Source organism: Desulfatibacillum aliphaticivorans DSM 15576 (assembly GCF_000429905.1).
In the GTDB taxonomy this organism is placed as follows: domain Bacteria; phylum Desulfobacterota; class Desulfobacteria; order Desulfobacterales; family Desulfatibacillaceae; genus Desulfatibacillum; species Desulfatibacillum aliphaticivorans.
Genome location: NZ_AUCT01000063.1, coordinates 1 through 1,523, shown reverse-complemented (window position 1 = coordinate 1,523; position 1,523 = coordinate 1). Strand labels below are relative to the sequence as shown.

Here is a 1,523-nt window from a genome sequence, read left to right as displayed (position 1 = left end):
GGCAACCTGATCGCCAATGGTCAGGTGTGGGTCATGAACCCCAGCGGGGTGTTGATCGGGGCGGACGCCACGGTGAACACGGCGGGCTTTATGGCTACGTCCCTGGTGATGGAAGAGGACGATTTCTTCGCCGGGAACTACACCTTCAAGCAGGACGGGGACGGCGGTTACGTCGTCAACCGAGGCACCATCATCGTTCAAAACGGCGGTTACGCAGTGCTGGCCGGCGCTTCCGTTGTGAACACCGGCGTGATCCAGGCGGATCTGGGCAGCGTGGTGCTTGCCTCCGGAACCCAGGCCACCGTGGACTTTGACGGCGACGGCCTCATCAACTTCGCTTTGGGCGACGGACAGGCGGCCCAGGTGACGGGTCCCGACGGCGAAGCCCTGACCACCGCCGTGCTGAACGCAGGACAGGTGCGCGCCAACGGCGGCCGTGTGCTTATGACGGCCCAGGCGGCCGGGAACATCCTGGACTCCGTGGTGAACAACCAGGGGGTTGTGGAAGCCAATTCGGTCGTGGAGCGTAACGGCGAGATTATTCTGCTGGGCGGCGACGAAGGCCTGGTGGTGAACGAAGGAACCCTGAACGTGGACGGCGATGACGCAGGCGAAACCGCCGGCTCCGTGTACGTCAAGGGCGACAAGGTTTATGAGAACGGAACCATTTCCGCCAATGCGGGCGCAGGCGGAGACGCGGGTCAGGTGATCCTGACCTCCACCACCCTGACCCTGGCGGGCGCGGAATCCACCATTACGGCCAACGGCGCGGGCGCCAACTCCAACGGCGGCGACGTGATCCTGTGGTCCGACGGCGATACGTGGTTCAAGGGCGCAATCCAGGCCAACGGCGGCGACGTGTCCGGCGACGGCGGATTTGTGGAAGTGTCGGGCGTGAACAACCTGGCTTTCCGGGGCGACGTACAGGCCTCCGCCGTGGACGGCAACGCCGGAACCCTGCTTTTGGATCCCACCAATATTTATATCATTGACGGCGGCGGCGGAGCTGAAGACGGTCAGTTGAGCGACGGCCAGATTCTGGCCGGCTCCGGCACAGGCACCTGGACCATCAGCGAGACAGGCCTGGAAGGCATCGCCGGCAACGTGGGCATCGTCCTGGAAGCCACCAACAATATCACGGTGGAAAACCTGAGCGACGATACCCTGTCGCTTAATACCACCGGGGCCAAGTCCCTCACCATGACCGCGGACGCGGATAATGACGGCGGCGGCGCCATCACCTTTATCGGGGCCGCCAGCGACACGGTTGTGACCCAGGGCGGGGACATGAATTTTAATGCCGGGGACGGCATGGTGCTGGCCTCGCTGAACACCAACGGCGGCGACGTGACTGCTAACATGAACAATGCAGGCACGGGCGTGGCCAACCTGGATCTTAACGATATCGCCACCGACGGCGGCGACGTAAACGTGACCAACGCACACGGCGTTTTAGGCACGGCCGTGGGCAACCTCCTGGTGCGCGGAAACATTGACACCTCCGGGGGCTCCGTGAACCTGAG

At 63.6% G+C, this 1,523-nt stretch carries 1 protein-coding gene; it reads left to right on the top strand.

The features are described from left to right. Nucleotides 1–33 precede the first annotated feature (33 nt). On the top strand, nucleotides 34–1,523 hold a 1,490-nt coding region (locus G491_RS0126010; protein WP_428829366.1), incomplete at its 3' end, for a beta strand repeat-containing protein.